The 26,657-nt window shown below is 72.6% G+C and carries 25 protein-coding genes; 23 read left to right on the forward strand and 2 right to left on the reverse strand.

Annotation, left to right across the window (positions count from 1 at the left end; all coding sequences use genetic code 11):
- Together ACWC0C_RS36660 and ACWC0C_RS36665 are read right to left on the reverse strand one after the other, a co-directional pair.
- Positions 1-954 carry an NAD-dependent epimerase/dehydratase family protein gene (locus tag ACWC0C_RS36660; protein WP_450868600.1) on the reverse strand — a complete coding sequence of 318 codons (954 nt, stop codon included), beginning with the start codon at positions 952-954 and terminating at the stop codon, positions 1-3.
- On the reverse strand, positions 951-3,776 hold the full coding sequence (locus tag ACWC0C_RS36665) for an alpha/beta fold hydrolase (protein ID WP_450868602.1): 2,826 nt from the start codon (positions 3,774-3,776) through the stop codon (positions 951-953). Before ACWC0C_RS36665 ends, ACWC0C_RS36660 begins: the two co-directional genes overlap by 4 nt.
- Positions 3,777-4,484: 708 nt before the next feature.
- On the opposite strand from ACWC0C_RS36665, the gene ACWC0C_RS36670 reads away from it, so the two are divergent.
- From ACWC0C_RS36670 to ACWC0C_RS36780, 23 genes are all read left to right on the forward strand, one after another.
- Positions 4,485-5,273, forward strand: coding sequence for a DNA-binding response regulator (locus ACWC0C_RS36670; protein ID WP_450868603.1), 789 nt, complete (start codon positions 4,485-4,487; stop codon positions 5,271-5,273).
- Between the two features lie 135 nt (positions 5,274-5,408).
- Complete coding sequence (locus tag ACWC0C_RS36675) at positions 5,409-6,200, forward strand: LuxR family transcriptional regulator (protein ID WP_449200538.1); 792 nt, start codon at positions 5,409-5,411, stop codon at positions 6,198-6,200.
- A gap of 217 nt (positions 6,201-6,417) precedes the next feature.
- Positions 6,418-7,344 carry an ACP S-malonyltransferase gene (locus ACWC0C_RS36680; RefSeq protein WP_450868604.1) on the forward strand — a complete coding sequence of 309 codons (927 nt, stop codon included), beginning with the start codon at positions 6,418-6,420 and terminating at the stop codon, positions 7,342-7,344.
- 32 nt (positions 7,345-7,376) lie between these two features.
- Complete coding sequence (locus ACWC0C_RS36685; protein WP_450868605.1) at positions 7,377-8,129, forward strand: thioesterase II family protein; 753 nt, start codon at positions 7,377-7,379, stop codon at positions 8,127-8,129.
- On the forward strand, positions 8,126-8,893 hold the full coding sequence (locus ACWC0C_RS36690) for an IclR family transcriptional regulator (RefSeq protein WP_449200541.1): 768 nt from the start codon (positions 8,126-8,128) through the stop codon (positions 8,891-8,893). The genes ACWC0C_RS36685 and ACWC0C_RS36690 overlap by 4 nt, the downstream gene beginning before the upstream one ends.
- 132 nt (positions 8,894-9,025) lie before the next feature.
- Positions 9,026-9,280, forward strand: coding sequence for an acyl carrier protein (locus ACWC0C_RS36695; RefSeq protein WP_069777941.1), 255 nt, complete (start codon positions 9,026-9,028; stop codon positions 9,278-9,280).
- A gap of 31 nt (positions 9,281-9,311) precedes the next feature.
- Positions 9,312-10,640 (forward strand): beta-ketoacyl-[acyl-carrier-protein] synthase family protein, encoded by a 1,329-nt coding sequence (locus ACWC0C_RS36700; protein WP_450868607.1) that lies wholly within the window; start codon positions 9,312-9,314, stop codon positions 10,638-10,640.
- Positions 10,637-11,788, forward strand: a complete 1,152-nt coding sequence (locus ACWC0C_RS36705) for a beta-ketoacyl-[acyl-carrier-protein] synthase family protein (RefSeq protein WP_449200543.1) — start codon at positions 10,637-10,639, stop codon at positions 11,786-11,788. The genes ACWC0C_RS36700 and ACWC0C_RS36705 overlap by 4 nt, the downstream gene beginning before the upstream one ends.
- A complete protein-coding gene (locus ACWC0C_RS36710; protein WP_450868608.1) occupies positions 11,785-12,705 on the forward strand; it encodes a beta-ketoacyl synthase N-terminal-like domain-containing protein in 921 nt (306 codons plus the stop codon). The genes ACWC0C_RS36705 and ACWC0C_RS36710 overlap by 4 nt, the downstream gene beginning before the upstream one ends.
- Before the next feature lie 55 nt (positions 12,706-12,760).
- Positions 12,761-13,609: an alpha/beta fold hydrolase gene (locus tag ACWC0C_RS36715; protein ID WP_450868610.1), complete on the forward strand. Its 849-nt coding sequence runs from the start codon at positions 12,761-12,763 to the stop codon at positions 13,607-13,609.
- Complete coding sequence (locus ACWC0C_RS36720) at positions 13,606-14,592, forward strand: hypothetical protein (RefSeq protein ID WP_450868612.1); 987 nt, start codon at positions 13,606-13,608, stop codon at positions 14,590-14,592. Before ACWC0C_RS36715 ends, ACWC0C_RS36720 begins: the two co-directional genes overlap by 4 nt.
- Positions 14,589-14,951 carry a hypothetical protein gene (locus ACWC0C_RS36725; RefSeq protein WP_449200547.1) on the forward strand — a complete coding sequence of 121 codons (363 nt, stop codon included), beginning with the start codon at positions 14,589-14,591 and terminating at the stop codon, positions 14,949-14,951. Before ACWC0C_RS36720 ends, ACWC0C_RS36725 begins: the two co-directional genes overlap by 4 nt.
- On the forward strand, positions 14,952-15,359 hold the full coding sequence (locus ACWC0C_RS36730) for a hypothetical protein (protein WP_450868614.1): 408 nt from the start codon (positions 14,952-14,954) through the stop codon (positions 15,357-15,359).
- Positions 15,359-15,760, forward strand: a complete 402-nt coding sequence (locus ACWC0C_RS36735; protein WP_450868615.1) for a hypothetical protein — start codon at positions 15,359-15,361, stop codon at positions 15,758-15,760. Before ACWC0C_RS36730 ends, ACWC0C_RS36735 begins: the two co-directional genes overlap by 1 nt.
- Before the next feature lie 90 nt (positions 15,761-15,850).
- A complete protein-coding gene (locus ACWC0C_RS36740) occupies positions 15,851-16,972 on the forward strand; it encodes a beta-ketoacyl synthase N-terminal-like domain-containing protein (RefSeq protein WP_450868617.1) in 1,122 nt (373 codons plus the stop codon).
- Between the two features lie 51 nt (positions 16,973-17,023).
- Complete coding sequence (locus tag ACWC0C_RS36745; protein ID WP_449200551.1) at positions 17,024-17,272, forward strand: acyl carrier protein; 249 nt, start codon at positions 17,024-17,026, stop codon at positions 17,270-17,272.
- Entirely contained in the window at positions 17,272-17,673 is a 402-nt protein-coding gene (locus ACWC0C_RS36750; protein WP_450868619.1) for a 3-hydroxyacyl-ACP dehydratase FabZ family protein, read from the forward strand. The genes ACWC0C_RS36745 and ACWC0C_RS36750 overlap by 1 nt, the downstream gene beginning before the upstream one ends.
- Complete coding sequence (locus tag ACWC0C_RS36755) at positions 17,670-18,149, forward strand: 3-hydroxyacyl-ACP dehydratase FabZ family protein (protein ID WP_450868620.1); 480 nt, start codon at positions 17,670-17,672, stop codon at positions 18,147-18,149. The genes ACWC0C_RS36750 and ACWC0C_RS36755 overlap by 4 nt, the downstream gene beginning before the upstream one ends.
- A 24-nt stretch (positions 18,150-18,173) precedes the next feature.
- A complete protein-coding gene (fabG, locus tag ACWC0C_RS36760; protein WP_449200554.1) occupies positions 18,174-18,920 on the forward strand; it encodes a 3-oxoacyl-[acyl-carrier-protein] reductase in 747 nt (248 codons plus the stop codon).
- 69 nt (positions 18,921-18,989) lie between these two features.
- Positions 18,990-19,613 carry a DsbA family protein gene (locus ACWC0C_RS36765; protein WP_449200555.1) on the forward strand — a complete coding sequence of 208 codons (624 nt, stop codon included), beginning with the start codon at positions 18,990-18,992 and terminating at the stop codon, positions 19,611-19,613.
- A gap of 68 nt (positions 19,614-19,681) precedes the next feature.
- Positions 19,682-19,894, forward strand: a complete 213-nt coding sequence (locus tag ACWC0C_RS36770) for an MbtH family protein (RefSeq protein WP_449200556.1) — start codon at positions 19,682-19,684, stop codon at positions 19,892-19,894.
- 199 nt (positions 19,895-20,093) lie between these two features.
- Positions 20,094-24,035: an amino acid adenylation domain-containing protein gene (locus tag ACWC0C_RS36775; protein ID WP_450868623.1), complete on the forward strand. Its 3,942-nt coding sequence runs from the start codon at positions 20,094-20,096 to the stop codon at positions 24,033-24,035.
- A 46-nt stretch (positions 24,036-24,081) separates the two neighbouring features.
- Positions 24,082-26,657: amino acid adenylation domain-containing protein (locus ACWC0C_RS36780; RefSeq protein ID WP_450868625.1), on the forward strand; the 2,576-nt coding region annotated here is incomplete at its 3' end.

Raw genomic sequence — 26,657 nt, forward strand, 5'->3', positions numbered from 1 at the left:
TCAGACGCGGAGGTGGTCGGGGTGCAGTGCGCGCAGCGTGCGCTCGATGCCGTCCCGCCAGCCGACCCGGCAGGGGCCGGTCAGTCGGCGCCGCAGGGCGGGGTCGAACTGGTAGGTCTCCCGGGTGACCGCACTCGGCACCAGCCGGGCCGGTACGCCGGTGAGGTCCTCGATGTGCCGGACGCAGTCCGTGATGCCGACCGGCTCGTCACCGCCCCAGTTCACCAGCGTCGCCGGGACCGACGCGGCCCGCCACAGATGCGGGACCTGGTCGACGAGGTCGTCGGTGTACAGCGGCGAGCACCAGTTCTGGCCCTCCAGCGGTACGGCGATGGGGGCGCCGGAGAGCATCTGCCGGAAGTAGAGCATCGGCACGCCGCCGTAACTGCCGGGCCCGTAGGCGATGTTGAGCCGGGCGATGGTGGTGGGCAGGTCCAGCACCCGGGCGAGGGCGCGCACCGCGCCCTCGGTGGCGAGCTTGCCCATCGGGTAGGCGGGCAGCCAGTCCGCGGCACCGTCGACCGGGTCGTCCTCGGTGTACTGGTGGTCCAGGGTCTGCCGCTTGTACAGCGCGCCCGTGGAGACGTACAGGAACGCCTCGGCGGTGCGGCAGTGGTTCATCAGGCGTCCGGTGGCGACGGCGTTGATCTCGGCGGTGGCGTTGAAGTCGCCGTCCTCGCCGCGGCGCACCGCCGCGTGCAGCACATGGGTGAAGTCCTCCGGGAGCCCCTTGAGCGCGTGCGGCGACGGGTCGGCCATGTCCCACCGCCAGGTGGTGATCCCGCGCCGGCCGAGGGCGCGTTCGACGGCCGGGTCGGCGAACCGGCCCAGGCACCACACGTCGTTGTGCTTGGCCAGCGCCTCGGCGACCGGCCGGGCGACCTGCCCGGTGCCGCCCGTGACCAGGATCTTCGCGCCGCGCAGGGGGGAGGCGGTGCCGGTGGCGGATGTCATCCCTTCCCACCCCGCCGGATCGCGATCTCGTCGGCCTCGGCGAGGCGCAGGTCCAGTTCCCGGCGCAGGATCGCCTGGAACGCGGCCACGTGCTGCGGGGCCAGCATGGTGTAGTGCTCGCCGGGCACCTCGAGGTAGTGGTTGGGTCCGGTGGTGAACGCGTCCCAGCGGCGCAGTTCGTTGTCGAGCCACTCCTGTTTGGTGCCGCGCAGCGGGATCGCGTGGAAGACGCTCATCGAGGGCACCGAACCGCTCGGCTCATAGGCGCGGCCGAGGTCGGTGAGGGAGTTGGCGAGCTCCGCCCAGGCGGCGAACCGGTCGGCGGTCAGGTCGAGTTCGGCGAGCCGGCCGGCCGGGGCGAGGGCGATGAGCCGGGCGACCTGTTCCTCGCGGGGCAGCGGGCGCAGCAGGGCCGGCAGCCGAAGGCTCTGCTTCTTGTCGATCAGGGCCAGGAAGAAGGCCAGGTTCGTCGCCGTCTCGGCGAAGTCCAGCTCCTCCATGCGGTACTTGATGTGCGGGGGCAGGTTGAAGCTGCCGACGAAGTCGACCCGCTCGCCGCGCTCGCGCAGCACCTTGGCGATCTCGAAGGCGACCGCGCCGCCGAAGGAGTACCCGGCGACCGCGTACGGGCCGTGCGGCTGGCGTCGCTGGACGGCGTCGGCGTAGGCGTCCACCATCTGTTCGAAGGTCGCGAAGGGCTTCTCGCCCTCGTCGAAGCCGCGGGCCCGCAGCGCGTAGAACGGCCGGTCGCCCGTGAAGTACTTGGCGAGGTTGACGAAGACCAGCACCTCGCCCACCCCCGGGTGCACACAGAACAGGGGGGTCTTGTGGCCGCCGGTCTGCATCGGCACCACCGGGTCGTACCCCCCGGTGCCGGATGCGGTGCCCGCGTCGAGCCGGGCGGCCAGCGCGCGGACCGTCGGCGCCCGCAGGACCGTGATGACCTCCAGGCCGCTCACCCCGAGCCGCTCGGCGACCCGGGCGCGCAGCCGCAGGATGTCCAGCGAGGTGCCGCCCAGGTCGAAGAAGTTGGCGGTGGCGCTGATCCGGTCCGGGTCGGTGTCGAACAGCTCGGCGTAGATCTCCGCGAGCACCCGCTCGGTGTCGCCCTCGGGCGCCGTGTGGCCGCCCAGCATGCGCAGCGTCAGCTCACCCACGGCCACCCGTTCGGTGTCGTACGCGCCCTCCTCCAGCCGCCGGCGCATCAGCGAGCGCTGGATCTTGCCCAGGCTGGTCTTGGGGAAGTCGTGCGGGGACAGCGGCAGTACCAGCGCGGGCCGGAAACCCCAGTGCAGGACGACGGTGCTGCGGATGGCCATGAGCACCCGGTGCAGGGCGGCCTCGGCGGTCGCGCCGGTCCCGCCGGTGCCAGGTGCCGTGCCGCTCTCGGGGACGAAGGCGATCACCAGCTGCTCGGTGTCGCTGCCGGCCGGGCGGACGGGGAACGCGGCGACGTAGGAGCGGGCGACGCCGTCGAGCGGTTCGAGCACGGACTCGATGTCGTGGCTGAAGTAGTTGACGCCATTGACGATGATGCTGTCCTTGCTGCGCCCGACCAGGGTGAGCCGGCCCTCGTCGAGCCGGCCCAGGTCGCCGCTGCGGAACCAGCCGTCGGCGGTGAACGCCTCCCGGGTGGCCGCCGCGTTGTTGTAGTACCCCCGGGTGATCATCGGTCCGCGCAGCTGGAGTTCGCCCACCCGGCCCTCGGGCAGCGGGCGGTCCGCCGGGTCGGCGATGCGGATCCCGAGGCCCTGGACCGGGGTGCCGAGACTGGCGAACTCCGCACCCCGGTCGACGTCCGGGAACCCCTTGCGGGAGTACACGCTGCCGGCGCAGGTCTCCGTCATGCCGAAGGCGGGCCACAGCGCGTCCCGTGCCAGCCCGTAGCGGGCGAGGCGGTCGAGGAACGCCTCGCCGGTGGCGACGACCACGGCCTCGCCCCCGCTGATGATGTGCCGCAGCCGGGACAGGTCCAGCCGCTCGCCGCTCGCGGACAGCCGTTCACCGGCCGCGTTGATCAGACCGAGCAGGAAGTTCGGGGTGAAGGTCATCGTCACGCCGTGCCGGGAGATCAGCCGCAGGAACTCCAGCGGGTCCCCGAGGACGACCGCCGGCTCCACGTGCAGCTGGCGGCTGCCCGTGGACAGCGGCAGCAGATGACACTCCAGCAGGGCCGCCACGTGGTCGAAGGAGACCCAGTTGAGGGTGGTGTCCCGGGTGGTGAGCCGGTGGTGACCGTTCTTGGCGGTCATGGAGGCCAGCAGGTTGGCGTGGCTGAGCAGGACCGCCTTGGCATGGCCCGTCGATCCGGAGGTCAGCACGAGTACGGCGGTGTCCTCGGGCGCCGCGCGGTGGAAGTCGTCCGCGGCGCCCACCGCGTCGGCCCGCAGTTCCTCCAGGGCGGCCACCGACAGCCCGGCCACCGGGGGGAGTTCGGCGGCCAGGGCCTCACCGGTGACGACGAGCGGCCCGCCGAGCAGGGTGTTCACATGCTCCAGCTGGGCGCTCCAGCGTTCCCGGTCGCCGTGCAGCGGGGCCATGGGGCACGGCACGAAGCCGCCGAGCACCGCCGCCCAGAACACCGGCAGGAACTCCTGGGGTCGTTCCAGGATGACGACGACCCGGTCGCCCGGCCGCAGCCCGCGGGCGCGCAGCGCGGTCAGCAGGCGGGCGGACTCGGCCAGCAGATCGGGGTACGACTGGTCCCGGCAGGGTGCGCCGGCGGGGCCGAGGCAGTAGGTGGCACCCGAGGCGGGGTGCCGGTCGGCGGCGGTCAGCAGCAGGTCGGCAAGGGAATGGGGGACGGGGCATGGAGGGGTCACGGTCGTCTCTCTCCCTGAATCCGGCGAACGCGGCGCAGACCGCGCAGGCCCGAACGTGAAGAACGCGAAGGAACGGACGGGAGGTGCGGAATGGGTGACGTAAGCGCACCGGTCGGGCTTACCCGTCGGCCGTCCGTATTTTCTTCGGACGCCGTCCGGAACGCCGATCGCTGCGGGATTTCCCGATCATGCAGGCAGTGCGGTCCAGCCGTTATTTCCCGCCATCGGACGACGGCTTCGGCGCGATCGGAAAGCGGTGCGCATGTGGCTCGTTGTCACTGGTTCACCGTAGGCTTGGCCTAGGCTCAAGTGACGTTAGAGACACGGGGGTTGGCCGGAAAGGGACAGCGATGCGACAGCGAGTGAGGGCGTGGGTCGCGGACCGTGGCGCAACCGGAAGTGGAGGGTCGACTTCGGGGACAGGGGTGTCAGTTTGCTGTCACCACTGCTGGAAGAAAACGCTGGCTGTCGGGAAAAGTAAGAGCCGCGTACCGATTAGTGCGACGGGCTTGATCTTGTTGACTGGCTGTGAGCAAACGAACTAGTGTCTGGGCCGAAACTCAACGTCCGCCCTGTCAAGAAGATTCGCTGTTAAACAGTTCTGATTTCACAGATCTTGGCGAGGGAGGCTGGGGTACACGCCGGCCGTCGGCGAGCTCTGCGCGTGCACGCGGGACCACCCACGTCTCGGGCAAACAAGGGGGAACAGTGACTGGAGCCGTCATCGACTCACCAGGCGCGAACCGAGGGCGGGAGACCGGCCCCGGGGACCACGCGGCCCACGTCGAGCAGACTCTGCTGCAGGCGCGGGCGCTCATCGAATCCACCGTCTCCATCTACCGGCAGCGCCGGCCCAGCGGATCCGACGGCACCCACACCAGCGTCGCGGTGCCGCGGGAGGCGCTCGCCCGGCTCCTCGGCGAGGCCCGCCACACGGTGTGCGTCGCACTGACCGCGGCCGACGAGTTCAGCGCCACCGTGAAGGCCCTGCTGACCGCGGCCCGCCCCGGACCCAACGTCCGGGTGCTGTGCGCCACCTCGGTCGTGGACTGCTCCCTGGCCCGGCTCAGCGCCACGGGCGGCGCCCGCTTCGAAGTACGGTGCTCGGAGGGCGAACTGCGGGACACGGTCGTGGTCGACGGCGCCCGCGCCCTGGTCCGTACGCTGCCCGGCGACGACGGCGGGGCCCAGGCCACGCTGGTCACCGACACCGCCGCCGTACGCGCCCTGGAGCTGCTCTTCGCCGGCACCTGGTCCCGCTGCCGCCGGCTCGACGACCACCTCGCCCTCGGGCCCCGGCTGCAGAGCGAACTCAGCCGCAGGATCCTGGAGCGGCTGCGCTCCGGCCAGACCGACGACGTCGCGGCCCGCGAGCTCAATGTCTCCCTGCGCACCTACCGCCGCCATGTCGCGGAGATCATGCGGGAGCTGGGCGCCAGCTCCCGCTTCCAGGCCGGAGCGCGCGCGGTGGAACTGGGACTGATGCAGCAGCGGTAACGGGAGCCGGCCGCGCCGCACACACGCCCGCCCGGCCGCGCCGTACACATCACCCGCCCGGCCGCCGACGGGCAGGGCCCGACGCGCACGACAGTACGCCCGGCGGGGAACCAACGGGGAAACGGGGAGTACGAGGTGTCCGACAGGGCTGAGGACGAACTGGAGCAGGCACTCCTCCAGGTGCAGTCCCTGATCGAGTCGACCGTGGCCATCCACCGCGATCGCAGCGTCCAGGAACAGCGAATCACCGTGATCGAGGGCGGCTACCACGCGGTGCTGCGGCAGGCACGGGAGCTCATCCGCGGGGCGACGCGGAGCATCGACATCGTCCACGCCCGCATGTCGGACGCCAGGGACGAGCCGGGCCGCGGCGAGGGAGCGGAACGGCAGCTCATCTACGGCGCGGCCGACACGGTCACGGTCCGGCTGCTGAGCAACCCCGCCCTCGTCGACGAGGAGTTCGTCCGTGAACAGCTCGGCAAGGACAGACCCGTGGCCATACGCATCGCCCGGGTACCGCCCCTGCAGGCGCTCATGGTCGACGGCACCGCCGCGCTCGTCGTCGCCGAGTCCGCGGTCGGCCGCCGGGCCTCGATGATCCGGGCCCCCGAGCTGCTGCACACCCTGGCCACCCTGTTCGAGAACGTCTGGCGCGACGCCGTGCCGGCCGGCGAGCGCATCGTCTTCGGCAACCGCGACCGCGGCGCCCTGGCCCGCCAGATACTCGCCGCCCTGTGGGCCGGTGTCACCGACGAGGTGGCCGCCCGCGACCTGGCCGTCTCGGTGCGCACCTACCGGCGTCACGTCGCCGAGATCATGGCCCTGCTCGGCGCCAACTCCCGTTTCCAGGCGGGGGTGCGCGCCGCCGAACTCGGCCTGCTGCCCCCGGCCGCACCCCCCGGCGACCGCCCGGGCCCCCGGCAGTGACCTCGCCGCTGGCAGCTTCCTGAAACCTCTGTTGCCGCCCGGCGCGCACCGACAGTTGTATGGAACGCGAGGAAGGGATTCACCCCCGCGGGGTTTTCAGAATTCCTCCCCCGGCGGCACCTGAGAATCCCCCGTTTCCGGTCCGCCGGTGTGCGGGGACCCGTGCGCTCTCACGGGTCCCCGCCCTCCCCGGTGCATTCACGCGGAAGGCGGGTCCATGAGTCGTATTCCTGTCGCCCTGCTGTTTCCAGGACAGGGAACGCAGAAAGAGGCCATGGGTGAACCCTGGCGGGAAACCCCCTCCTGGGAACTCACCCGGGACATCTCCGAGATCACCGGAGAGGACATCGCCGAACTCCTGCTGCACACCCCGGGCGAGCGGCTGCGCCGTACCGACCTGGCCCAGCTCGCCGTGTTCAGCCTCTCGGTGATCGCCCACGCCGAGGCGGTGCGCCGCGATGTGCTCGGCGGCCCGGTGGTCGCCTGCGCGGGCCACAGCCTCGGCGAGTACGCCGCCCTCGTCGCCGCCGGCGCGCTCACCGTGTCCGCGGCGGCCGCGCTGGTCGCGGAGCGGGGCCGGGCGATGCGCGAGGCCGCCGAGGCCCGCGAGGGCACCATGGGCGTCCTCGTCGCCGCACCGCTGGACGAGGTGGCCGCCCTGACCGAGCGGGTGCGGGCGGAAGGGCCCGAGATCTGGGTCGCCAATGTCAACGCCCCCGGCCAGACCGTGGTCTCCGGCTCCGCCGACGGCATCGACCGCATCGCCGCCCTGGCCCCCTCCATCGGCGCCAAGCTGATCCGGCTGCAGGTCGGCGGCGCCTTCCACAGCCCGTACATGGCTCCCGCCGCCGACACCCTGCGCACCGCCCTGAAGAACGCCCCCTTCACCCCGGCCCGGCTGCCCGTCGTGGCCAACGTGGACGCCGAGGCCCACACCGGCGACGCCGACTGGCCCGACCTCGGCACCCGCCAGCTCACCTCCCCGGTGCTCTGGGAGCAGAGCGTGCGCACCCTCGTCGCCCGCCCGCTCGGCTGCGCCCGCCTCGTCGAACTGGGGCCCGGCCGCACCCTGGCCGGGCTGGTCCGCCGGATCACCCCGGACACCGAGATCGTGTCGCTGGACGCGCCGGGCGCCCTGGACTGACCCCTCCCACGCCACAAGGAGACCAACCCACCATGGCACTTGGCACCGAAAGCATCTGGCTGCGCAGGCACGCCACCGCCGCGCCGCCCCGGCTGCGGCTGCTGTGCCTGCCGCACGCGGGCGGCTCGGCCGGCTTCTTCCACGACTGGGGGCACGCCTTCGGCGACGACGTGGAGGTCCTCGCCGCCCGCTACCCGGGCCGGCAGGAACGCATCGCCGAGGAGCCCTGCGGCAGCGTCGAGGAGCTCGCCGAGGCCCTCGCCGACGAGCTGACGCCCCTGCTGGACACCCCGCTGGCCGTCTTCGGCCACAGCATGGGCGGATCCGTCGGATACGAACTCGCGCTGCGGCTCCAGGCCCGCCACCAGGTGGCCCCCGCGCTGCTGATGGTCTCCTGCCGCAAACCGCCGCACCTGCTGACCCCGCGCACCGCCGTCCTCGCCGACGACACCGCGCTGATGGCGGAGGTCCGGCGGCTGGGCGGCACCGACGCCGCGCTGCTCGCCGACCCGGACCTGCGCGAGCTGGTGCTCCCCGCGATCCGTGCCGACTTCGCCGCGGTCGCCCGCTACACCGCCCGGCCCGGCATCCCCCTGGACTGCCCGGTGGCCGGTTACCTCGGCGCCGGCGACCCGGACATCACCGCGGACGACATGGCCGGCTGGGCCGCCGTGGCGCCGCGGGGCTTCGGCCTGACCGTGCTGCCCGGCGGCCACTTCTACCCGGTGGCCCAGCGCGACGCCCTCGTCGCGGACATCCGCGCACGGCTGGCGGCGCAGTGGTGACCACCGCGACCCGGCCCCGGCAGACCAGCGGCGTCGGCGTACTCGACAAGGCGGCGGCCCTGCTGGACATCGTCGAGGGCGGCCCCGCCACCCTCGGCGATCTGGTCACCTTCAGCGGCCTGGCCCGGCCGACCGTGCACCGCCTCGCCGTCGCCCTGGAGCGGCTCGGCCTGCTCACCCGCGACCGGCACGGCCGCTGGGTGCTCGGCCCCCGCCTCGACGCCACCGCCATCGGAGTGCACAACGACCGGCTGGCCGGCGCCGCCGGACCGGTCCTCGCCGAACTGCACTCCGGGACCGGCCTGGACGCCCGGCTCTACCGCCGCCGCGAGGGCCTGCAGATCTGCGTCGCCGCCAGCGTCGGGCCGGCCGGCCGGACCGGTGCGGTGCCCGTCGGCGCCATCCGGCCCGCCTCCGCCGGACCGATCGCCCAGGTACTGCTCGCCTGGGCGGAACCCGGCGAGCTGTCCCAGGCGCTGAACTCGGCCCGGTTCACCGCGGCTCAGCTCACCGTCGTACGCCGGCGCGGCTGGGCCTACGGACCCGATCCCGTGCCGCCCGGCAGCGTCTCCTACGCCGTACCGGTGTGCGCCGGGGACGGCCGGATCGCCGCGGCGCTCGCCCTGACGGGACCCGCCGCGCGCATGCCCGAGGCGCCCACGCGCCGGCTCGGCGGTGCCATGTTCGACGCGGTGGCCGGCCTCACCGACGCCTTGCTGCGGCTGCGCGCGGATTTCCACCCGGCCGGACCGGATACCGCCTGAATTCCCTTGCCGCACTGGCAGGTTGTTGCAGCCGCCATTGTGCCGGCACCGGCTCCGCCCGCACCATTCCCATGCCGATCAAAAATACGCCGCACCGACATTCGGCGGCCTATTCGAAAAAGGGGTAAGAGCGTGACCACTGCCACGCGCGACGAGCGTCTGGAAACCATCAAGGAAATCGTCTGCGACATTCTCGAGATCGAGGAGGACGAGGTCACCGAGACCAGCCTCTTCAAGGAGGAGCACAACGCCGACTCGCTGCGCGCCATCGAGATTCTCGCCGCCCTGGAGAAGGAGTTCGGCGTCGTCATCAACCAGAGCGAACTGCCCCGCATGGTGAACCTCAAGGGCGTCTACGAGGTCGTCGCGGAGCCGGCCGGCTGGTAGTCGAACCGCGCACGCGGACTGGGAGGTTGGCATGACGACGGCAGTGAGCGGCCCCGGCCGGAAACGGCCGGAGCGGCACCGGGTGGTCCTCACCGGACTCGGGGTGGTCTCCAGCATCGGACTCGGCGCGAAGGAGTTCCTCCAGGGACTCCGTGCGGGCCGCAGCGGTGCCCGGCCCATCACGGTGTTCGACACCGAGGGCTTCACCCACGCGAACGGGTGCGAGATCTCGGAATTCGACCCGCGGGACTGGATCAGCACGCTCGACGTGGAACAGCTCGGCCGGGCCGCGCAGTTCTCGACGGCGGCTGCCCGGATGGCCCTCCAGGACTCCGGTCTCGACCTGGCCTGGCTGCGCGCCCGGCGCGGGCTGATCTCCATCGGCACCACCGACGGCGAGAGCTACGACCTCGACCAGCTGGTCGAGCACGAACTCGCCCACGGCACAGGAACGTTCGACCCCGCGGCCGCCCGGCGGGTGCCGGCCGGGCGGCTGTCGGTGGCCATCGCCCAGGAACTGGGCCTGAGCGACGTGGAGGCGCTCACCATCCCCACCGCCTGCTCGGCGGGGAACTACGCCATCGGCTACGGCTTCGACGCCGTCAGCTCCGGCGAGGCGGACTTCGCCTTCTGCGGCGGCGCCGACGCCATGTGCCGCAAGACCTTCACCGGCTTCTACCGGCTCGGCACCATCGCCCCGGACCGCTGCCAGCCCTTCGACATCGACCGCAAGGGCATCCTGACCGGAGAGGGCGCCGGCGTGCTGGTCCTGGAGCGGCTCGAGACCGCCCTGGAGCGCGGCGCCATCATCTACGCCGAGGTGCTCGGCTACGGCCTCAACTGCGACGCCCACCACCAGGTGGCGCCCGACCAGGACAGCGTCGCCGATCTCATGCGGCTCGCCCTGGACAACGCCGGCGTCGCCCCGCACGAGGTGGACCTCATCTCGGCCCACGGCACCGGCACCAAGGCCAACGACATCACCGAGGCGGGCGCCATCCGCCAGGTCTTCGGAGACACCCCGCCCCGCACCGTCTCCATGAAGTCGATGCTCGGCCACAGCATGGGCGCGGCCAGCGCGCTCGGCGCCATCGGCTGCGCCCTGGCCATCACGAACCGCTTCATCCCGCCCACCATCAACCACGTCACCACCGACCCCGAGTGCGACGTCGACTGCGTGCCGAACCAGGCGGTGGAGGCCGACCTGAGGATCGTCCAGAACAACGGTCTGGCCTTCGGCGGCAACAACGCGGCGGTCCTGCTCGGCCGGTACGAGGCCGACGGCAGCGACCGCACCCGCAGCACCGACAGCACCGGCGACATGGTCGACGCGATCGACGCGATCAGGGAGGCGTCATGACGAACCGTCCCATCGTAGGCATGGGTGCGGTCGCCGCCACCGGCCGCGGTGTCGACGAACTCTTCGACGCGCTGTGCCGCGGCACCAGCGGCCGCGCCGCACTGCGCGGCTTCGACCGCAGCAGATTCCGCGCCCAGCACGCCTACGAGGTCGACGACCGGCCCGTGACCGGCCGGGACATACCCGGCCGGGCGACTCGGCTGCTGCTGGACGCGGTCGGCCAGGCCGCCGCCGACGCCGGCCTCGGCGAGGACCTCAGCGGCATCCCGGTACTGGTCGGGACCGGCCTGAGGGAGCTGCGCTCGCTGGAGCTGTGGTGGCGCGACGGCTCACCCTTCGCCGACTCCGGGCTGTACTTCGGCACCGGACTGCGCGAACGCTTCAACGCCGACATCACCCACACCTTCTCCAACGCCTGCTCCGCCTCCCTGTACGCGCTCGCGCTCGCCTCCGACCTGCTCGACCAGCAGGGGGAGGGCGCCCCCGACACCGTGATCGTCGCGGGTGTCGACGTGCTGACCGAGTCCATGTACGGGCTGCTGGAGCGCGTCCACCCAGAGCCGCCGGACCGGGTACGGCCGTTCGACCGCAACCGCACCGGCGTGCTGATGGGTGACGGCGCCGCCGCCGTCGTCCTGCGCCGCACCGACGACGGCACCCGCCCGGTCCACGGACGGCTGCGCGGCGTCGCCGTCAACTGCGACGCCTACCACGTCACCGCGCCGTCCCCGGACGGCATCGCCCAGGCCATGCGCACCGCCCACCGGATCGCCGGCGTCAAACCGTCCGACATCGACCTGGTGATGCTGCACGGCACCGGCACCCTGCTCAACGACGAGGCCGAGGCCGCCGCCCTGCGGGACGTGCTCGGCGAGGACGCCTCCGCGCCGCTGATGACCGCCGTGAAGTCCATGACGGGCCACACCTCCGGCGCCTCCGGGCTGATCAACCTGATCGTGGGCGTCCGTGCCCTGCAGGAGGGCCGGGTGCCCCCGACGGTGGGCCTGGACGACCCGGTCGACGAGGCCGCGCCGTTCCGCTTCGTCACCGGCGAGGCCGCCACGGGCCGCGAACTGACCGTGGCCCAGCTCAACGCCTTCGGATTCGGCGGCATCAACGCCGTGGCCCTAGTGGAGGGGACCCGATGACTGACGCGACCACCCAAACCGCCGTGGTGGTCTCCGGCGCCGCCGTACTCCTGCCCGGCGCCGACACCGTACGGGCCCTGGTGGACGGACCGGCCCCCGGCGGCGCCCCCGTCGAACCGGCCGAACACGTCGGCCGCAAGGGACTGCGCTACAAGGACCGGGCCACCCAGCTCGGCTACGCCCTGACCGCCGCCGCCCTCGGGGACGCCGGACTGCTCGGCGCGGACGGCCTGACGGTGCCTGCCGAGACCACCGGCATCGTCGCCAGCTCCAACTTCGGCAACCTGGACACGGTGGCCCGGGCCCTCGACACCATCCGCGAGGAGACCGTCACCGCCACCAGCCCGATGGACCTGCCCAACGCCTCCAGCAACGTCATCGCCTCCTCCGCGGCCATCCGCTACGGGCTGCGCGGCCCGAACCTGATGGTCTGCAACGGCGAGACGTCCGGCCTGGACGCCGTGCACTGGGCGGCCACCATGATCGCCGCCGGCCGGGCCGAGCGGTTCCTGGTGCTCGGCGTCGAACCCGACAACGAGGTCGTACGCCGGCTGCTGGGCGGCCGCCGCGCCGTCGACGGCGGGGCCGCCCTCGTCCTGGAGGCCCGCACCGCCGCCACCGAACGCTCCGCCACCGTCCGCGCCGTACTCGGCCCCTACCGCAGGGCGGCGGACGAACCGCGCGGGACGGCGGGCCACTGGGAGCCGCCCGCACACCTCGGCAGCGCCTCCGGTGCGTACGGGGTGCTGCAGGTCGCCGCCGCCGTCGGCTGGTTCGACGCGGGCCGGCGCGAGCCGGTGCGGGCCGTGGCCGGGGGCCCGGACCACGACGCCGGGGCGGGCCTGCTGCTGCTCGCGCCCGAAGCGGCCGCAGTGCCCGGAGCGCCCGACGCGACCGAACCGGCCGAAGCGGCCTGACTCCGGCGAGGAACCGGCGAGCAACCGGCGACGAACCGGCGAGGAGAAGATCCCGGTGAACACTCATATCGACCTGCGACCCGTCTCCGTCGAACAGCGCACCGACGGCAGTGGCCCCCGCGTCCTGCTGCTGCACGGCCTGGCGGCCAACGACACCGTCTGGGACCACACCCTGCCCCTGCTGCCGCCCGGGTGGCGCCTGTGGACCGCCCGGCTGCCCTGGCGCACCGAGACCATCGCCGACTGGGGCGAGCAGCCCAACCTGCGCGGCCGGCTCGCCCAGGCCCTGACGGCCGTGCCCGGCGGCGCCGAGGTGGTGGTCGCCCACTCCATGGCGGCCAACGTCCTGCTGGACCTGCTCGACCAGACGCGGCGGGGCGGTGTCGACGCCCTGCGCCGCTTCGGCATCCGCGTCCTCGTCCTGGTGTCGCCCTTCTACCGGGGCGCCGCCGAGGAGTTCGACTGGAACACCATCAGCTACTACCTCAACGACTTCCATCTGATCATGGAGGAGGGGATCCGCGTCCACTCGGGCGGCCGGCTCCCCACCGACGTCCAGCAGGCCATGGGCGTACGGGTGCGCGACCGGGTCGGCCCGCACGGCTGGCTGCGCTTCTTCGACCTCTACCTGCGCACCCCCGCGCTGGAGACCGGCCGGATCACCGTGCCCACCCTGGTCCTGGGCGGCGAGACCGACTTCGCCGCCCGCCCCGAGGAGAGTCTCGCGCTCGCCCGGGCACTGCCCGACGCCACCGCCCGCATCCTGCCCGGCTGCGGACACTTTCCGATGCTCGAGGCGGCCGAGGACTTCGCCGCCGAGGTGAGCAGCTTCGTCAACTCGACCCTGGGCCTCCCGCCGCACGCGGGAGCCGCCCCTGTCCCCGCCCTGGAGCCCCAGCGATGACCCTCGTCACGGACACCGCCGTCAAGGCACTGCTCACCACCGCCACCACCACGCAGGTGCGCCCCCGCTACGAGGGCTCCAACATCTGCACCTGGATCGGCTTCAAGCACGTCAACTACCTGGTCGAGGAAGCCGTACTGGACCACTTCCGGCAGGCCGGGCTGCCCGCCCGCGCGCTGTACGAGGAGCACGGCCTCGGCCTCGACCTGGTCTCGATCGACACCCGCATCCTGCACGCCTTCCACATGGACGACCAGGCCGAGGCGCAGGTCGTGCCCTGGACCAAGGACGACGACACCACCCTCGGGTTCAAGGTGACCGTCCAGGTCGAGCGCGACGGCGAGATCCACAAGGCCGTCACCTCCAAGGTCCGCGTCTCGCTGCGCATGGACACCTACCTGGAGGCGGCAGGCGAGGTGCCCGAGCAGCTCGCCCGGTTCGCCGTCGCCCGCCTCGGCGACGACCTGGAGCGCGAGCCGGCCGCCGCGGCCCCGGCCGAGGAGAAGATCCTCGCCGCACTCACCGCAGGGCAGAACGCCTACGCGTGGAAGTGGAACATCCCCTACCCCTACTGCCACTTCACCGAGCGCATCCAGATGTCCGGCTACCTCCGGCTCATGGAGGAGGGCAAGGACCGCTTCGTCGCCGACCGCGGCATCTCCATCAAGACCCTGCTGGACGACCGCCGCTGGATCCCCGTCGTGCCCCGCTCCGACATCCGCATCCTCGACGAGGCGCTGATGGAGGAGGACCTGTACACCGTCTACACGGTGGAGGAGGTCTTCAAGGACTTCACCTACACCTCCCGCATGGACTGGTACGTGCTGCGCGACGGCAAGCTGGTCAAGACCGCCACCGGACGCATCGTCCACGGCTACGCCCTGATCGAGAACCGCAGGGACTGGAAGCTGGTCAACTTCGACCAGCGCGTCCTGGACGCCCTGCACGGGGCCGCCCCGAACGGCAAGGCGCCGCAGGCGTGAGGGAGCAGGCGGTGCACGGCACCGACTGGGAGAGCAGCGCTCCGCGGCTGCTGCTCATCGAGAGCCAGGGACGCGCGGCCGCGGACACCGGTTTCCGGCGCGACGCGGTCACCCAGGTGATCACCGGGCAGTCCGCCCTGCTCTTCCTGGTCCAGGACGGCGTCGTGCTCGCGGTGCCGGGCAGCGACGCCGACCTGGACCGGTTCCAGAAGGAGGGCGGGGTGCTCGCGGCGGACAGTTTCTCCCTCGCCCAGCACGGGCTGGACACCGCGGGTCTCAGGCCCGAGCTGCGCGTCGTCGGCATGGACGTGGTCGCGGGCTGGATCCTCGATCCGGCGGTCCGGGTGGTGTGGCATTAAGTGGCCAGGCAGATTCCGCACACCGATGTGCTCCTCACGCTCATGGGCGCGCCGCACGCCGGCGACCAGGTCACCAGCGCGCTGCGGCTCACCCAGGCGCTGCTGGAGCGCGGCGCCGCCGTCCAGGTGTGGACCTGCGGGTACGCCACCCTGCTCACCCAGCGGGGCCAGGACCCGGACAAGCCGCGCAACCTGGCCGACTGGAACCGGAGTCACCCGTCGCTGCCCGGCCTGGCCGAGGAGCTGCTGGACGCCTTCCCGGACCGGCTGCACTGGTACGGCTGCCGGTTCTGCAGCGACGACCGGGGCGTGGCGGAGCACCTGCCCCAGGTCGTGCTCCGCCCGCCGGCCGGCTACGCCGCGAACGTCGCCGCCGCCGACAAGACACTGCTGATCGGGGTGATCTGATGACCGATCAGGCCAGTTCGGATCAGCGGGTGCTGGCGATCGTGGAGCGCGGCTACCGGGGCGCCCTGGACAAGCAGTTCTTCGACGAGCTGTACCTCGCCACCGAACTGCACCGCCAGCTCGGCGGCCTGGACATCCTGCTGCGCGGCACGGCCGTCGGCTACGCGCTCGACGCACCGCCGCCACCGGCCCTGCGCATCGGCGCCCGCACCGTCGACACCCTCACCGACCCCCGCGCGGGACTGCGCGTGCTGCTCGACGCGGGAGTCGGCGTCTGGGTCGAGGAGCCCGCCCTCGCGGCACTCGGCTCCCCGCGCCCGCCGCTCGCCGGCATCCGGCTGGCCCGGGACGGCGAAGTGGCCGCGCGCTGGGGGGAGTACCGGATGGTCTTCTTCCTCTGACCTGCCCGACCCCCGGCTTCCAGGACCCCGAGCCCTTCGCCCCGCCTCCTTCGCTTCGCACTCTTCGACGGAAAGGACCACGTGACGGTCATGACCACTCTCGTCACGGACACCGGGCACCCGGTGATCACCGCATGGTCGGCCGTGTCGCCGTACGGCATCGGCAGGGACGCGTACGCCGCGGGTCTGCGCGAGCGGCGCCCCACCGTCACCGGCCTCGGTCCCGAGCACGGCACCACCCCCGACGGCGCCGGCTGCGTCGTGCCCGCCTTCGGCGTCCGCGAGGTGCTCGGCAAGAAGGGCACGCGCTCCATGGACCGGGTCACCGGGCTGGCGGTCACCGCCGTCGGCGCACTTCTCGACGACGCCGAGCGCAACCGGGCCGTGGGCACCGGCGAGGGCGCCGCGTTCACCCTCGGCACCACCACCGGCAGCGCCCAGTCGATGATGGACTTCACCCGGGACTCGCTGACCGGCGAGAAACCCTTCTTCGTCGACCCGGCGCGCTTCCCCAACACCGTGATGAACTGCGCCGCGGGGCAGAGCGCCATCTGGTACCAGCTCAAGGGCCCCAACGCGACCATCGCCGGTGGCCGCGCCGCGGGCCTGCACGCCCTCAACTACGCGCGCCGGCTGCTGGGTTCGGGGCGTGCCCGTACCGTGCTGTGCGGGGCGGCCGAGGAGTTCTCACCGGCCCGCGCCTGGCTGGAGCACCACTGCCTCGACAGCGCTGACGGCACCGACGGGGCGGTCCCGCCGCTCGGCGAGGGGTGCGCGATGCTCCTGGTCGAACCGCGGGCCCTCGAGGGCGCCGGACAGCCCGTGCTCGCCGAGATCCTCGCCGTCGAGCTGGGTGTCGTCCTCGACGGCGCCGACCCGGGCCCGGCCCTCGTGACCTGCCTGCGCTCGGCGCTGCACCGGGCCGGCGCCACACCCGCCGACGTGGCGGCCGTCGCCCGCTCCGGCGCGCCCGGCCGAGCGGGCGGTGCCGAGACCGAGGCGGTGCACGAGGTGCTCGGCACCGCGGGCCCCGCCGATCTGACACCCGCCCCGCTGATCGGCGACACGGGCGCCGCCGCGGCCGCCTTCCAGGCCGCCGCCCTCCTCGCGTTCGCCGCGGACCGGCCGGAACAGGCGGCCGGCCGCATCGGCGTGATCACCTCCGTGGACCGCACCGGCACCGTCGGCTGCGCCCTGCTCCGGCTGCACTGAACCCCCGATTTTTCCCGCCCGCTTCCCGAACGTGCCGAAAGGACCCCGACCGTGCTGGACAAGGAAGAACTGCGCGCCCTCGTGGCGCAGGTGCTCGACGTCGACGTCGCCGAGGTGACCGACGACGCCCGGTTCGTCGACGACCTGGAGGTCGACTCCCTGATGGCCCTCGAGGTCGTCGTGATCCTGGAGAAGAAGTACGGCATCAAACTGCCCGAGTCCGACCTGAAGCAGATCGTCACCCTGCAGAGCGCCTACGACCTGCTGCTCGGCAAGCTCGGCATGGCGCGGGTGGCCTGATGACCGGCGCCAGTCCGCTCGCGGGGGCCGTGGAGGTGCTCCCCGGCGACGGGGAGTTCGCCACCGCGGCCCGCTTCACGGTGGACGCCGCCGAGACCGTGCTGCCCGGCCACTACCCCGGCTTCCCGATCTTCCCCGGTGTCTGCCTCGTGGAGTGCACCCACCAGGGCGCCCTGGCCACCGCGCCCGACGGCGCCAAGGGCGGCGCGCTGGCCGCCGTGGAGTCGACCCGGTTCACCGGACCGGTCTTCCCCGGCGACCGGGTGGACATCGCGATGGCGTGGAAGCGGACCCCGGACGGCGACTGGCAGTGCCGGGCCCGGCTCAGCACCGCGCGCGGACCGGCCGCGAGCGTCCGGCTGCGCTATGCCCGCCGGCCGGAGCGGGAGGCGGCGGCATGACCGGTCAGCGCGAGATCCGGGCCCGGCTGCCGCACCGCTTCCCGATGCTGCTGGTGGACCGGCTCGTCGACGTCGTCCCCGGCGAGCGGCTGGTCGCCCTGAAGGCGGTCACCTGCAACGAGCCCTGGTACGAGAAACTCGGCCCCGAGACCCCCGACGAGGACTTCGCCTACCCGCCCGCGCTCCTGGTGGAGTCCTGGTGCCAGGCCGCCGGTGTCCTCGCCACCTGGGACGCCCCCAACCCGGACGTGCTGGGCGGCCAGGTGATGCTCTTCGGCGGGATGACCGGTGTCGCCTTCCACCGCCCGGTGCTGCCCGGCGAGGTCCTGGAGCACCGGGTCCGGCTGGAGCGCAGGGTCGACGACACCGTGCTGTTCGAGGGGGAGTGCCGCTCCGCGGGCGAGCCGGTGATGACCGTGGAACGCATCGTCATGGCCTTCCGCCCCGCCTCCGCACTGCGCCCCGACGGCGTCTGACACGCCCTCACGAAAGAGACATCCATGACCGACAGCACCAACCGGGTGGCGCTCGTCACCGGCGGGTCGCGCGGCATCGGGCGGGCCACCGTCCGCGCGCTGGCCCGCGACGGCTTCGACGTCGCCTTCTGCTACCGCTCGGACGACACCGCGGCCCGCACCCTGGAGAAGGAGGGCGAGGAGTTCGGCGCCCGGGTCACCGGCACCCGCGTGGACGTCGCCGACGCCGCCGCCGTACGGACCTGGGTCGAGGCGACGGAGGCGGACCTGGGCGCCCTCGACGCCGTCGTCACCGCCGCCGGCATCACCCGCGACAACCCCCTCGTCCTCATGGCGGACGACCAGTGGCGGCAGGTGATGGACACCAACCTGGACGGCGTCTACCACGTCTGCCGTGCCGCGGTCTTCGGCATGATGAAGCGCCGCGCCGGAGCCGTCGTCAACATCTCCTCCGTCGCCGGGGTCTACGGCCACGCCACCCAGACCAACTACTCCGCCTCCAAGGCCGGGATCATCGGCTTCTCCCGGGCCCTGGCCAAGGAGACCGGGCGCGCGGGCATCCGGGTCAATGCGGTCGCCCCCGGCTTCATCGACACCGACATGGTCGCCGAGATGAACGACAAGGCCCGGGGGGAAGCCCTCGCCGCCATTCCGCTGCGCCGCATGGGCACCGCCGAGGAGGTCGCCGACCTGGTCGCCTACCTGGTCTCGGACCGGGCTGCGTACATCACCGGCGCGGTGCTGCAGATCGACGGCGGCATCACCCTCTGAGCCCGCGGCCGGCCCGGCCCCGGCTCCCGACCCGAACCACCCTTGCACCCACGACAGTTGGAGGCGGTGATGGCACGACGCGGACCGCGCTGGTACTTCTCCTTCCGCAGCCCCTACTCCTGGATGGCTTACCGGGACCTGCTGGACCACTACCCGGACGTCGCCGACCGGATCGAGTGGCTGCCGTTCTGGGAGCCCGACCAGCCGGCCCTGGACGAGCTGGAGCGCGGCAACGTCAAACTGCCGTACGTCCCCATGTCGAAGGAGAAACACCTGTACATCCTCCAGGACGTGCGCCGCCTCGCCCGGGCGCGCGGTCTGGAGATGGTCTGGCCGGTGGACCCCGCGCCGCGCTGGGAGGTCTCGCACCTCGCCTATCTCGCCGCCGAGGCTCTCGGCGCCGGGCGCGCGTTCATCGCCGAGGCCTACCGGGCGCGCTGGGAGCGCGGCGAGGACATCTCCGACCCCCGCACGATGGCCCGTATCGGCCGGGGCATCGGCGTCGATCCCTTCGCCCTGGAACACGCGCACAACGACCCCGCCATTCGGGAGAAGGGGCTTCAGGCGCTGAACTCACTGCACCGGGACGGGGTGTTCGGCGTTCCCTTCTTCATCGTCGGATTCGACAAGTACTGGGGGGTCGACCGGCTGCCCGGATTCATCGAATCGGTGCGGTCGAAGGCCGCTGCCTGACCGTCACGTAAAGCAGCGTAAAGCCCCGTAGAAAAGCAGAGCAGTCGCAGAGAAAGGCGGACAGAGCCATGGCCACGAATCCCTTCGAGGACGACGGCGCACGCTACTACGTACTCATCAACGACGAGGGCCAGTACTCCCTGTGGCCCGCGTTCGCCGAGGTGCCGGCGGGCTGGACCGTGCGGCACGGCGCGGCGGACCGGCAGGAGTGCCTCGACCACATCAACGAGCACTGGACGGACATGCGGCCGGCCAGTCTGGTCCGCTCCATGGGCGGCTGACCGGGGCGCACCCGGCAGGCCCCGAACGGGCGTTGGCAGTTGTCTGCCAACGCCCGTTCCGTGTTTCCGGGCCCGGTTGGCAGGTTGATGCAGTGGGCGTTGTCGGCGAATTCCGGTGGATGCGAGAGTTCAATCCGTTCCCCGGAACCACTGCCCGAGGATTTTCGCTGAAGTTGTCTGCTAGGGGTGGATGAGAATCATGCTTGGAGACGGTATACCGCTGACCGCGGCCCAGGCCGGAATCTGGTTCGCCCAGCAGCTGGACCCCGAGAACCCGATCTACAACGCGGCCGAATACCTGGAGATACGCGGGAACATCGACGCCGACGTCTTCGAGGAGGCTCTGCGCCGCCTCGTGCGGGAGGCCGAGGCACTCAGGATGCGGGTCGTCGAGGACGGCGAGGGCCTGTGGCAGATCGCCGACCCCGACCCCCGGTGGACGCTTCAGCGGCTGGACCTGCGGCACGAGGAGGACCCGGAGACGGCGGCCGAGCGGTGGATGCGCGAGGCCCTCGCCGAGCCCGTCGACCCGCGCCACGACCTGCTGTTCCGCTTCGCGCTGCTGCGGGTGGCCACCGACCGGTACCTGTGGTTCTACCGCTACCACCACGTGACCGTGGACGGCTTCGCCGTCGCCCTGCTCGCCCGGCGCGCCGCCGACCTGTACACCGATCTCGCCGCCGGCCGGGAACCGGAGCCGAGCGGATTCGGGGCCGTCGCCGACCTGGTCGCGGCCGACGCCGAGTACCGCTCCGGTGAACGCTTCGCCGCCGACCGCGAGTTCTGGGGCGAGCGGCTCGCCGGCTGCCCCGAGCCGGCCGGACTGTCCGACCGTACGCCGGCGATGGCGCACGGACTGGTCCGCCGTACGTCCTTCCTGACCACGGACAGCCTGGAACGGCTGCGGGACACCGCCCGCGAGGTGGGCGTGACCTGGCCGGCCACGATGATGACCGCCGCGGCCCTGTACCTGCAGCGCTCCACCGGAGCCGACGAGGTGGTCCTCGGCGTCCCCGTCTCCTGCCGCCTCGGCCGCGCCGCCTGCTCCGTGCCGGGCATGGTCTCCAACGTGGTGCCGCTGCGCGTGCCCGTCACCCAGGACCTGACCCTGGCCGACCTCCTCACACAGGTCTCGGCGGAACTGCGCGCGGTGATGAAGCACCAGCACTACCGGTACGAGGACCTGGTGCGCGACCGCAACCTGCTGGGCGGCGGCGGACGGCTCACCGGCCCCGAGATCAACATCATGATGTTCGACTACGGGCTCACCTTCGGTGACGCCCCCGCCGTCGTGCACAACCTCTCCATCGGCCCCTCCGACGACCTCTCGCTGATCGTGTACGAGCGCTCCGACGGCCGCGGCCTCCAGGTCGACTTCGACGCCAACCCCGCCCTGTACTCCGGCGCGGAGATCGCCGCCCACCAGCACCGCTTCATCGGCTTCCTGCAGCGGCTGGCCGCCTCGGGCCCCGACACCCCCGTCGGACACATCGACCTCCTGGACCCCGCCGAGCACGACCTGGTGGTACGGGCCCACAACGACACGGCGCACCCCGTACCGGACACCACCCTGACCGAGCTGCTCGAACAGCAGGCCAGGCGCAGCCCGCAGGCCACGGCGCTGCGCTTCGAGGACAGCACGCTGACCTACCGCGAGCTGCACGCCCGCGCCGACCGGCTCGCCCACCTGCTGCGCGCGAGCGGCGTCGGCCCGGAGAGCCTGGTGGCACTGGCCGTGCCCCGCTCCGTGGAGCTGGTCACCGCCCTGCTCGCGGTCGTCAAGGCGGGCGCCGCCTATCTGCCCGTGGACCCCGGCTACCCGGCCGAGCGCATCCGGTTCATGCTCTCGGACGCACGGCCCGCGCTGCTGCTGACCACCGCGACGACGGCGGCGGGACTGCCCGGCGAGCTGTCCGTGCCGCTCCTCGTCCTGGACGCCGACGACACCGCGGACCGGCTCGCCGCCCAGCCCGGCACCCGGCCCGCCGGCCCCGCACCGGCCGGCGACCACCCGGCGTACGTCATCTACACCTCCGGCTCCACCGGCCGCCCCAAGGGTGCCGTCGTCCCCCACCGGGCCATCGCCAACCGGCTGCTGTGGATGCAGGACCGGTACGGGCTCGGCGCCGACGACCGCGTCCTGCAGAAGACGCCCGCCGGATTCGACGTCTCCGTCTGGGAGTTCTTCTGGCCGCTGATCACCGGCGCCACGCTCGTCGTCGCCCGCCCCGAGGGGCACAAGGACCCCCGGTACCTGGCCGAGCTGATCCGCGCCGAGCGGATCACCACCACCCACTTCGTCCCCTCCATGCTCCAGGTCTTCCTGGAGGAACCCGCCGCCGCGCACTGCACCGGACTGCGCCGGGTGATCTGCAGCGGCGAGGCGCTCCCCGAGGAGCTGCAGAACCGCTTCTTCCGGGTGCTGCCCCGCGTCGGGCTGTACAACCTGTACGGCCCCACCGAGGCGGCCGTCGACGTCACCTGCTGGGAGTGCGCACCCGGCGCCGGAGCCGTGCCCATCGGCCGCCCCATCTGGAACACCCGTACCTACGTCCTCGACCCCGCCCTGCGCCCGGCCGCGCCCGGCACCCCCGGAGAGCTCTACCTCGCCGGCGTCCAGCCGGCCCGCGGCTACCTCGGCCGGCCCGGCCTGAGCGCCGAGCGGTTCGTCGCCGACCCCTACGGCCCGCCCGGCTCGCGCATGTACCGCACCGGCGACCTCGCCCGCTGGAACGACGACGGCGCACTCGTCTACCTCGGCCGCACCGACGACCAGGTCAAGATCCGCGGCCTGCGCATCGAACTCGGCGAGATAGAAGCCGTCCTCGCCCGGCACCCCGGCATCCGCCACACCGCCGTCGTCACCCGCGAGGACCAGCCGGGCGAGCAGCGGATCGTCGCCTACCTCGTACCGGCCGACGGCACCGGACCCGACACCGGCGAACTGCGCCGCGAACTGGCCGGACACCTCCCGGACCACATGATCCCCGCCGCCTTCGTCAGCATCCCGGAGCTGCCCGTCACCCCCAACGGCAAACTGGACCGGCGCGCGCTGCCCGCCCCCGACCGCACCGCCGGCACCGGACGCGCCCCCGGCAGCCCGCGCGAGGAACTGGTCTGCCACCTCTTCGCCGATGTGCTCGGCCTGCCCCGCACCGGCATGGACGACAACTTCTTCGCCCTGGGCGGCCACTCCCTGCTCGCCACCCGCCTGGTCAACCGGATCCGCGAGACCTTCGGCGCCGAACTGACCATCCGCAGCATCTTCGAGGCCCCCACCCCGGCCCTCCTCGCGGCCAGGATCGCGGGCGGCGACCGGCACGAGGACCCGCTCGACGTGGTGCTGCCGCTGCGCCCGCACGGCAGCCGCCCCGCCGTCTTCTGCGTGCACCCGGCCGGCGGGCTCGGCTGGTGCTACGCCGGACTCATCCGCCACCTCGACCAGGACGTCCCCGTGTACGCCCTCCAGGCCCGCGGCCTGGACGGCACCGGACAACTGCCCGGCTCCTTCCACGAGATGGCCGCCGACTACATCGAGCAGATCCGCCGGATCCAGCCGCACGGCCCCTACCACCTGCTCGGCTACTCCTCGGGCGGGATCGCCGCCCACGTCATCGCCTGCGCCCTCAAGGCCGCCGGCGAGGAGGTCGGGCTGCTCGCCATCCTCGACACCTACCCCGGGCAGACCCTCGCCGAGCTGGGCGAACAGGAGATCCTCGCCGACCTGCTGCGCTGGGTCGGATACGACCGCCGCTACCTCGGCAAGAAGCCGCTCCGGCACGACAAGGTCGTCCAGATCCTGCACAGGCTCGGCAGCTCCCTCGCCAGCCTGGAACCCCGGCACATCGAGGCCATCGGCCGGGTGTACGCCAACGGACGGGACCTCGTCCACGAGTTCGTGCCCGACCGGTTCGACGGCGATGTCACCGTCCTGGTCGCCTCGCTGGACAAGGTCGACATCTCACCCACCCCGGAGACCTGGCGCCCGTACGTGGGCGGCGACATCACCGCCCACCACCTGGAGCGCAGCCACAACGACCTGATGAAGCCCGCGGCCCTCGCCGAGATCGGCCGGATCCTCGCGGCCGAGCTGCGGCGCATCGACGCCGCGGTCCCCGAGCCGTCCACGGCCGGCGTCTGACCCGACCGACCGCGCAACCGACAGCCATTCAAGGGTGGTTACCACGATGAACGACACCCCGCGCGCCGTGCCGGACGCCGACCCGACGGAGCTGATCGAGGCCCAGGCCGCCCGGACCCCGCACGCCACCGCCGTGCTCTTCGAGGGACAGCGCCTCAGCTACGCCGCGCTCAACGCGCGCGCCAACCGCCTCGCCCGGGCGCTCGTGGCCCGCGGCGCCGGCCCCGAAGCGCTGGTGGCCGTCAGCCTGCCGCGCTCCCCCGACCTGCTCGTCGCGCTGCTGGCCGTACTCAAGTCCGGTGCCGGATACGTGCCGCTGGACCCCGACTACCCGGCCGAACGCGTCCGCTACATCCTCGACGACGCACAACCCGCCCTGCACCTCGACCCCGAACGGCTCGCCGCCGCCGAGGCGGAGGCGACCCGGCTCCCCACCGGCGACCTCACCGACGCCGACCGCCTCGCCCCGCTGCGACCCGCCCACCCCGCCTACACGATCTACACCTCCGGCTCCACCGGCCGCCCCAAGGGCGTGCTCATCACCCGCCGGAACATGCTCAACTTCCTGCTCTCCATGGCGGACCGCTTCCCCCTGACCGGCCGGGACCGGCTGCTCGCGGTGACCACCGTCGCCTTCGACATCGCCGTCCTCGAGCTGTACCTGCCGCTCATGACCGGAGCCGCGGTGGTCCTCGCACCCCGGGACACCGTCATCGACCCCGCCCGGCTCGCCGCGCTCGCCACCGCGAGCGGCACCACCGTCCTGCAGGCCACCCCCTCGCTGTGGCAGGCCCTGACGGCCGAACGGCCCGACGCCGTACGGAACCTGCGGATGCTGGTCGGCGGCGAGGCGCTGCCGCCGTCGCTCGCCGCCACGATGACCGCGCTCGGCGCGGAGGTCACCAACCTGTACGGACCCACCGAGACCACCGTCTGGTCGACCGCCCTGCGCATCGAGGACGCCGCCGCCCTCCCCAGCATCGGCGGCCCCATCCGGAACACCGCCCTGTACGTCCTCGACGAGCGGCTGCGCCCCAGCGACGAGGGCGAGCTGTACATCGGCGGCGAGGGACTGGCCCGCGGCTACCGGAGCCGGCCCGGCCTGACCGCCGAACGGTTCGTCGCCGACCCCTTCGGACCGCCCGGCGCCCGCATGTACCGCACCGGCGACCTCGCCCGCCGCCGGGCCGACGGCGACGTCGACTACCTCGGCCGCGTCGACCACCAGGTCAAGATCCGCGGCTTCAGGATCGAGCTGGGCGAGATCGAGTCCGTCCTCGCCGCGCACCCCGCGGTCGCCCAGGCCGCCGTCATGGCCCGCGAGGACCGCCCCGGCTCCCCGCTGCTCGCCGCCTACGTCGTACCGGCCGCGGACGGCGACACCCCCACCCCGGCAGAACTGCGCGAACTGGCCGCCCGCTCCCTGCCCGACTACATGGTCCCCGCCGCCTTCGTCACCCTCGACAGCTTCCCGCTCACCCCCAACGGGAAGCTGGACCGCAGGGCGCTGCCCGCCCCCGACTTCACCGCCGCCGCCACGGGGCGGGCCCCGCGCATCCCGCACGAGGAACTGCTCGCCGGCCTCTTCGCCGAGGTCCTCTCACTGCCGTCGGTCACCATCGACGACGACTTCTTCCACCTGGGCGGCCACTCACTGCTCGCCACCCGTCTGGTCGCCCGGATCCGCACCGCGCTCGGCGTCGAACTCGCCGTCCGCACCGTCTTCGAGGCGCCCACGGTGGCCGCGCTCGCCGAGCGCCTCGGTGACGCGGAGACCGCCCGCCCTCCGGTACGCCCCGCCGTCCGCCCCGACCGCGTCCCCCTGTCCTCCGCCCAGCGCCGACTGTGGTTCCTGAACCGGCTGGAGGACAGGACCGCCGCCTACAACCTCCCGTACGCCCTGCGGTTGCGGGGTGTGGTGGACCGGGAGGCGTTGCGGTCGGCGCTGGGTGATGTGGTGGCGCGGCACGAGAGTCTGCGGACGGTGTTCCCGGAGGAGGGGGGTGTGCCGTGGCAGGAGGTGCTCGACGAGGTCCGGCTTGAGCTGCCGGTGGTCGAGGTGGGCGCGGACGGGCTGGAGGAGGCGTTGGCGGCTGAGGCCGGCCGGGGTTTCGATCTGGGTTCTGAGGTTCCGGTGCGGGCGGTGTTGTTCGTGCTGGGTGCCGAGGACTGTGTCCTGTTGCTGACGGTGCATCACATTGCTGCTGATGGTTGGTCGTTGGTGCCGTTGGGGCGGGATCTGGCGGTGGCGTACGAGGCCCGGGTGGCTGGTGGTGTGCCGGGGTGGTCGGCGTTGCCGGTGCAGTACGCGGATTACAGCTTGTGGCAGCGGGAGCTGCTGGGTGGGGAGGACGATGCGGAGAGTCTGGTCTCTGGTCAGCTGGAGTTCTGGAAGAAGGCTCTGGCGGGGGCTCCGGATCTGTTGGAGCTGCCCACGGACCGGCCCCGCCCGGCCGTCGCGAGCCACCGCGGGGCCACCCACGCCTTCGCCGTCCCGGCCGAACTGGGCCTGCGCCTGCGGCAGGTGGCCCGTGAGTCGCGGGCGACGGTGTTCATGGTGTTGCAGGCGGGTCTGGCGGCGTTGTTGTCGCGGTTGGGTGCGGGGGAGGACGTTCCGCTGGG

The sequence above is a fragment of the Streptomyces sp. NPDC001709 genome, assembly GCF_053596375.1.

Bases quoted from the DNA above. Each gene is read 5' to 3' on its own strand.
- ACWC0C_RS36660 (WP_450868600.1), bottom strand. From the start codon at position 954: ATGACATCCGCCACCGGCACCGCCTCCCCCCTGCGCGGCGCGAAGATC.
- ACWC0C_RS36680 (WP_450868604.1), top strand. From the start codon at position 6,418: ATGAGTCGTATTCCTGTCGCCCTGCTGTTTCCAGGACAGGGAACGCAG.
- ACWC0C_RS36685 (WP_450868605.1), top strand. From the start codon at position 7,377: ATGGCACTTGGCACCGAAAGCATCTGGCTGCGCAGGCACGCCACCGCC.
- ACWC0C_RS36700 (WP_450868607.1), top strand. From the start codon at position 9,312: ATGACGACGGCAGTGAGCGGCCCCGGCCGGAAACGGCCGGAGCGGCAC.
- ACWC0C_RS36705 (WP_449200543.1), top strand. From the start codon at position 10,637: ATGACGAACCGTCCCATCGTAGGCATGGGTGCGGTCGCCGCCACCGGC.
- ACWC0C_RS36710 (WP_450868608.1), top strand. From the start codon at position 11,785: ATGACTGACGCGACCACCCAAACCGCCGTGGTGGTCTCCGGCGCCGCC.
- ACWC0C_RS36720 (WP_450868612.1), top strand. From the start codon at position 13,606: ATGACCCTCGTCACGGACACCGCCGTCAAGGCACTGCTCACCACCGCC.
- ACWC0C_RS36735 (WP_450868615.1), top strand. From the start codon at position 15,359: ATGACCGATCAGGCCAGTTCGGATCAGCGGGTGCTGGCGATCGTGGAG.
- ACWC0C_RS36740 (WP_450868617.1), top strand. From the start codon at position 15,851: ATGACCACTCTCGTCACGGACACCGGGCACCCGGTGATCACCGCATGG.
- ACWC0C_RS36750 (WP_450868619.1), top strand. From the start codon at position 17,272: ATGACCGGCGCCAGTCCGCTCGCGGGGGCCGTGGAGGTGCTCCCCGGC.
- ACWC0C_RS36755 (WP_450868620.1), top strand. From the start codon at position 17,670: ATGACCGGTCAGCGCGAGATCCGGGCCCGGCTGCCGCACCGCTTCCCG.
- fabG (WP_449200554.1), top strand. From the start codon at position 18,174: ATGACCGACAGCACCAACCGGGTGGCGCTCGTCACCGGCGGGTCGCGC.
- ACWC0C_RS36765 (WP_449200555.1), top strand. From the start codon at position 18,990: ATGGCACGACGCGGACCGCGCTGGTACTTCTCCTTCCGCAGCCCCTAC.
- ACWC0C_RS36770 (WP_449200556.1), top strand. From the start codon at position 19,682: ATGGCCACGAATCCCTTCGAGGACGACGGCGCACGCTACTACGTACTC.
- ACWC0C_RS36775 (WP_450868623.1), top strand. From the start codon at position 20,094: ATGCTTGGAGACGGTATACCGCTGACCGCGGCCCAGGCCGGAATCTGG.